At 65.6% G+C, this 3,083-nt stretch carries 3 protein-coding genes; 2 read left to right on the top strand and 1 reads right to left on the bottom strand.

From position 1 onward, the window contains the following. The first annotated feature begins 188 nt into the window (after positions 1 to 188). On the top strand, positions 189 to 1,388 hold the full coding sequence (locus VI056_03515; protein HEY6202090.1) for a glycosyltransferase family 87 protein: 1,200 nt from the start codon (positions 189 to 191) through the stop codon (positions 1,386 to 1,388). 92 nt (positions 1,389 to 1,480) lie between these two features. Beyond that, positions 1,481 to 2,692 carry a glycosyltransferase family 87 protein gene (locus VI056_03520; protein HEY6202091.1) on the top strand — a complete coding sequence of 404 codons (1,212 nt, stop codon included), beginning with the start codon at positions 1,481 to 1,483 and terminating at the stop codon, positions 2,690 to 2,692. On the opposite strand, the gene VI056_03525 is transcribed toward VI056_03520, so the two are convergent. Beyond that, a partial coding sequence (locus tag VI056_03525) for a DUF58 domain-containing protein (GenBank protein ID HEY6202092.1) occupies positions 2,678 to 3,083 on the bottom strand: 406 nt, incomplete at its 5' end. The genes VI056_03520 and VI056_03525 overlap by 15 nt on opposite strands.

Here is a 3,083-nt window from a genome sequence, read left to right on the forward strand (position 1 = left end):
ACTTCAGCGTGTCATCGCGGCTGCCGTCCTCGACGGCGACCACCTGATCGACGTAGTCCGGCATCGCGGAAAGCACGCCCGCGATATGCGGCGCGACGTTGTAGCACGGGATCACGACGCAGACGCGCTGTCCTCGGTACACCCTTGCCTCCGATCGCGTCGCTGCGCTCGACGGATATTCTGCCGGAGTGCACGACGGGCGACGCGCCGACATCGCCTATTTGGTCGGACTGGCCGTTGGAATTGCGGGGCTCATCGTTTTCTTCCTGGACCTTCGCATCGCGGTGCTGGGTTTCGACGACTTCTCTTTGATCTGGTCGGGGCCCCGCGCGTTCCTGACCGGGCACGACCCGTACGATCCCGCCACGTGGCGGGACACACAGGTGGGCATCGTGCGCGGACTACCGCCATCCCAAGCCGTCTATCTGTACCCCCCTTGGGTGACGATTGCCCTCGTTCCTTTCGCGCTCCTTTCCGCACGCGTCGCGGTCGTTGTCTGGACATTGATCGGGATGCTGGCTGCCGTGGTCGCGATGCGCGCGCTCCTTCGTAAGTACTTACCTTCGATCGATTGGGCGCACGGCGTCGTCGGCTTGCTGTTGATGTTCTCGGCTCCTGCGGCGGTCACGTTCCTGATTGGTCAGTGGACGTTCCTGTTTGTAGCAGCACTCATCGGGATGGTGCTATGCCTGAGCTCTGGGCGACCGGCCGCGGCTGGCCTTCTGGCGGTAGTCATGCTCGTGAAGCCACCTCTCTTCGTGTTCACCGCTGCAGCCCTCGCGGTGCGCGCGCTCTGGCCTCGACCGATCGAACCACTGACTGGGCGGCGCTTCGTTGTGGTCGCGACGACTGCGGGGATCGCCACAATCGCGATCTCCTGGCTCGTCATTCCGAGTTGGTGGCCCGCGTGGTTCGAGTACGTCGTGGCGGTACAGATCGGGATCGAACCGGTCACAATCCAGACCCTCTCGATCCAGCTCTTCGGGCCGAATAGCGGTTGGTTTGCGGCTCCAGTAATCCTTGCGATGGTCTTCGTCGCGCTGCAGTTTGACCCGCGCAGCGACGGATGGCTGCCGGTATGGTTCACGCTCTCGAGCGCGGGAGCCATCTACAGCAACACCTACGATCTGCTTCTGCTGCTCATTCCAATCGTCATCGCTGCAGGAGCGCTGGCTTCACAAAAACGCGCGGCGCTGTTGATCCTCGCTGGCTTCGTGCTCATGTTCCTGGTGATGTGGTACCTGCATACGATCTACGTGCGCGGCTATGCCGCGGGCGTCGCCCTGGGTGTGTTCGTCATCATTACCGTGTCGCTCTGGCCGCAGCGGCGCCAGGTCACGAGCATGCCGGAAATAGCGGCGCTAAGAACCTCTCCGACGGTGCCGTAAGTGTCGTCGATCCAGGGCTACCCTTTTCAGCGCTCGCAGAACGGAGGCATGTCTCGGCAGATCACGAGGGCTTGAGACTCTGGCCCGACCTAGTGGCCCGTAATCGTGTGAGGGCTAGCTGGCTGCTCGCGCACGTCCCGTTCGTCATCGTTCTTGCACTCGTCGCTCCCGTCATCTGGCCCGAGGACGGCGTCGGGGACACGTTCCGCTTCTGGTTCGCAGGCCACATCGCCGCAACGGGCGGATCTCCATACGACCAGAACGCCTGGGCGTCCGCAGGTGCGACGTACGGCTCGCTCGCTGAGAACGTGTCTTCCACGTGCACGCCATCGCCATTCGAGCCGGCATGCCTGTGGGCGTATCCGCCGACCACGGCCCTGATGTTCGCGCCGTTCGGTCTGCTCAACGTTCGCGACGGCCTGAACGCGTTGGCACTGTTTACGTTCTTAACCGCGGCCGCGAGCGTCATCGCCGTGGGGCAGTGGATGCGCGCGCGTGCTCCGGCGACTCGCATGCTGGCGCTGTGCGCGTGTGTCGTTTCTCATCCGTTCGTGTTCGACGTCAGCGCGGGGCACTGGGAGGGACTGGGCGTCATCGGGATCGTCCTGCTCGCCGTGGGGCTCACGGAACGGCGGGTTGCGGCTGTGGTCGGCGGCGCGTTGCTCCTCTCGCTCAAGCCGCACCTCTACGCCGGTCTGGGTGTAATCGTGCTTCTGCTACTCGTGGCACGACGCGACTGGCGGACGCTCGGCTGGGCTCTCGGCGTAGTGGGGGGCGCCAGTGGTCTCGCCCTGCTTCGATATCCCGAGGCGCTCGGCGCGATCCTCGGACGCGCTGGTCAGGTCACGGGTCTGGGCTGGGCGACGACCTCGGCCTTCGCATCGAGCATCCTTCCGTCAGCGGTCGTGGGCGTGATCATCGTGTACGCGATCGCGGCAGCCGCGTTCGCCTTGGCTGTGCGGTCTGTGCCGGAGGAGCGCAGGCAGGACGTCGCTATCGCCGGTGGCGCGGCCGTCGCATTGACCGTCTCGCCATATGTCCATCCGTACGATTTACTCGTCCTGTTTCCGGTCTTCGCGATCGCCCTGGCGCTGAACGATCTGGTCGGTCAACCGACTCGCACGATCATGCTCGCGACGACCGCCGGCACAATGGCCGTCGGGACGTGGCTTGCGATCATCGGGGCCCGCATCGTGCCGGCCCTGCCAGGGGTGCTACCTGTCGTGACACTCGTACTCCTCGCGGGGGCAGCGTTGGCCGCTCGCGCGCGCAAATCACCGCAGGCACGCTCACAGGAAACGTGACTTCAACTCCAAGTAGCGCTGGATCGTCGCGACCGTGAGCCGCTCGGCGGGCACGTCGATGGTGTGCACGCCGCGGCGACGCAGGATCGCGAGAGCGCGAGCGCGCGCCTCCTGCACGTCCTCCGCGACGACCCGCTCGTAGAGCTCCGTCGTCGATGACGGCACCTTCGCCGCGACCTCCGCGAGCTGCGGATCGGCGAGGAGGCAGCACAGCACGAGGTTGTTCCCGGCGAGGCGCGTGACCGCAGCTACCAGCGCACGCGAGGCCTCGTCATCGACGAGATCGGTGAACAGCACCACCAGCGCGCGCCGCGCGGTCCGGGCGCGGAGGAACTCGAACGCGGCGCGGTAGTCCGGCTCGGTCGTCGTGACCTCGAGGCGGCGCAGCTCC

The sequence above is a fragment of the Candidatus Limnocylindria bacterium genome, from assembly GCA_036523395.1.
GTDB lineage: Bacteria > Chloroflexota > Limnocylindria > P2-11E > P2-11E > CF-39.